The sequence below is a fragment of the Microbacterium umsixpiens genome (assembly GCF_053543675.1).
The window spans coordinates 1-2,801 of the sequence record NZ_JBLVOH010000156.1 but is presented as its reverse complement, the minus strand read 5'-3'; the positions used below and the strand labels follow the sequence as shown (position 1 = coordinate 2,801).

Below are 2,801 nucleotides of genomic sequence, written 5' to 3'. Positions count from 1 at the left end.
GCGAGACGAAACGGTCGTCAGGCCTCGTCGTCTTCGGGCTCGAAGTCGACGCCGGCCTCGGCGCGCTGCGCGTCGGTGATGGGCGCGGGAGCGGAGGTCAGCGGGTCGAAACCGTTGCCGGACTTCGGGAACGCGATGACCTCGCGGATCGACTCGGTCTTGGACAGGTGCTGCAGCACGCGGTCCATGCCGAGCGCGATCCCGCCGTGCGGCGGGGCCCCGAACTTGAACGCGTCGAGCAGGAAGCCGAACTGCTCGTCGGCCTGCTCGTCGCTGATGCCCATGACCTCGAATACGCGCTTCTGCACGTCTTCGCGGTGGATGCGGATCGAACCGCCGCCGAGTTCCGAGCCGTTGCACACGATGTCGTACGCGTAGGCGAGGGCCGATCCGGGGTCGGTGTCGAACGTGTCCTGGAACTCGGGCTTCGGACCGGTGAAAGCGTGGTGCACGGCAGTCCAGGCGCCCGCGCCCACGGCCACGTCGCCCGAGGCCACGGCGTCGGCGGCCGGCTCGAACATCGGAGCGTCAACGACCCAGGTGAACGCGAACTCGTCCGGGTTCAGGTAGCCGAGGCGGCGACCGATCTCGACGCGGGCGGCGCCGAGCAGCGCGCGGCTCTCCTTGGTGGAACCGGCGGCGAAGAACACGCAGTCGCCCGGCTCAGCGCCCACGAAGGCGGCGAGTCCGGCCTGCTCCGCCTCGGACAGGTTCTTCGCGGCCGGGCCGCCGAGCGAACCGTCCTCGTTGAACAGGACGTACGCGAGACCACGCGCACCGCGCTGCTTCGCCCAGTCCTGCCAGGCGTCGAGCTGCTTGCGCGGCTGGCTCGCACCACCGGGCATGCGGACCGCACCGACGTACTCCGCCTGGAACACGCGGAACGGCGTGTCCTGGAAGTACTCGGTCGCCTCGACGAGCTCGAGGCCGAAGCGCAGGTCGGGCTTGTCGGAGCCGTACTTGGCCATGGCGTCGGCGTACGTGATGCGCGGGAGCGGGGTCGAGACCTCGACGCCGATCGTCTTCCACATCGCGACGATGAGCGACTCCATCAGCGTGATGACGTCTTCCTGGTCGACGAAGCTCATCTCGATGTCGAGCTGCGTGAACTCGGGCTGGCGGTCGGCGCGGAAGTCCTCGTCGCGGTAGCAGCGCGCGATCTGGAAGTACTTCTCGACGCCGCCGACCATCAGCAGCTGCTTGAACAGCTGCGGCGACTGCGGCAGGGCGTACCAGCTTCCCGGGCTCAGACGTGCCGGCACCAGGAAGTCGCGGGCGCCCTCCGGGGTCGAGCGCGTGAGGGTCGGCGTCTCGACCTCGGTGAAGTCCTCGGCGTGCAGCACGTCGCGGATCGCCTTGTAGACGTCCGAGCGCAGGCGCAGGTTCGCCGCCTGGGCAGGACGACGCAGGTCGAGGTAGCGGTACTTGAGGCGTGCCTCCTCGCCGACGGTCTCGGTGTCGGCGACAGCCGTGGAGACCTGGAAGGGGAGTGGGGCCGACTCGTTCAGGACCTCGACGTCGGTCGCGATGAGCTCGATCTCGCCGGTCGGCAGGTTCGGGTTCGCGTTGCCCTCGGGGCGCCGCGACACTTCGCCGGTCACCTTCAGGACGAACTCGTTGCGCAGCGGGTGGGCGATCTCCTCGTCGCGGATGACGACCTGGGCGATGCCCGAGGCATCCCGCAGATCGATGAAAGCGACTCCTCCGTGGTCACGACGGCGGTCGACCCAACCCGAGAGGGTGACGGTCTGACCGATGTGCTCGGCTCGCAGAGAGCCTGCCGAGTGGGTGCGAAGCACGGAGTATTCCTTCTGATCTGGGAAATGGGGAACCCGGCCATTCTACGGGGGTGCGCGGCTCCTCCCGGCGGGGTGGGCCGACGATCAGTAGGGTGGCTGTGAACGGAAGGTGCCCCATGAATCTCACCCTCGTCCCCGCGGCCGACGTCCCGGTCGTCCCCGACTTCGTCAGCCAGATCTTCTCCGGAACCTCCGGCGTGGTGGCGCTGATCTTCTACATCCTCCTCGCCGTCGCGTGGTGGAAGGTGTTCACCAAGGCCGGATATCCCGGCATCCTCGCCCTCATCCCGATCGTCAACGCGATCTTCCTGCTGCGCATCGCCGGGATGTCGGGCTGGTGGGTGCTGCTCTACCTGGTGCCGATCGCCAACGTGGTGCTCGCGATCGTCGTCGCCGTCAAGGTCGGCGCGCGCTTCGGCAAGGGCGGGGTCTTCTCGTTCTTCCTGCTCTTCGTGTTCTCGTTCATCGGATACTTCATCCTCGGCTTCGGCGACTCCCGCTACCGCAAGGCGTGACATGACGGCGTCTCGTCTGCACCTCGTCCGACACGGTGAGGTGCACAACCCTGCGCGCGTGCTCTACGGCCGTCTCCCCGACTACCACCTGAGCAAGGCGGGCCGGGGGATGGCGGCGGCCGCGGCCGATCACGTGGCGTCACTCGATCGTCCCGTCGTCGCGCTGTACGCCTCGCCTCTCGAGCGGGCGCAGGAGTCGGCGGAGCCCTTCGCCGAGCGGTTCGACCTCGTGCCCGAGATGGACATCCGCCTGATCGAGCCGGCCAACGTGTTCGAGGGCACGCAGATGCGTCGCTCCCTGATGAACCCGATGAACTGGTGGCATCTGCGCCAGCCTTCGCTGCCGAGCTGGGGCGAGCCGTACACCTCGATCGCGGAGCGGATGCTCAGCGTGATGGACGAGGCCTGGGATGCCGCGCCGGAGGGGGACCTCGTGATGGTCTCGCACCAGGCGCCGATCTGGATCACGCACCTCCGGGTCGCGGGT

3 protein-coding genes are annotated in these 2,801 nt (G+C 68.3%); 2 read left to right on the top strand and 1 reads right to left on the bottom strand.

Annotation, left to right across the window (positions count from 1 at the left end):
* Positions 1–17: 17 nt before the first annotated feature.
* Positions 18–1,799, bottom strand: a complete 1,782-nt coding sequence (aspS, locus tag ACNPM4_RS15435) for an aspartate--tRNA ligase (protein ID WP_448986268.1) — start codon at positions 1,797–1,799, stop codon at positions 18–20.
* 116 nt (positions 1,800–1,915) lie between these two features.
* Between aspS and ACNPM4_RS15430 the strand changes: the two genes are divergently transcribed.
* On the top strand, positions 1,916–2,314 hold the full coding sequence (locus ACNPM4_RS15430; RefSeq protein WP_029263870.1) for a DUF5684 domain-containing protein: 399 nt from the start codon (positions 1,916–1,918) through the stop codon (positions 2,312–2,314).
* Between the two features lies 1 nt (position 2,315).
* Positions 2,316–2,801 (top strand): histidine phosphatase family protein (locus ACNPM4_RS15425; protein WP_448986267.1); only part of this gene is annotated, 486 nt, incomplete at its 3' end.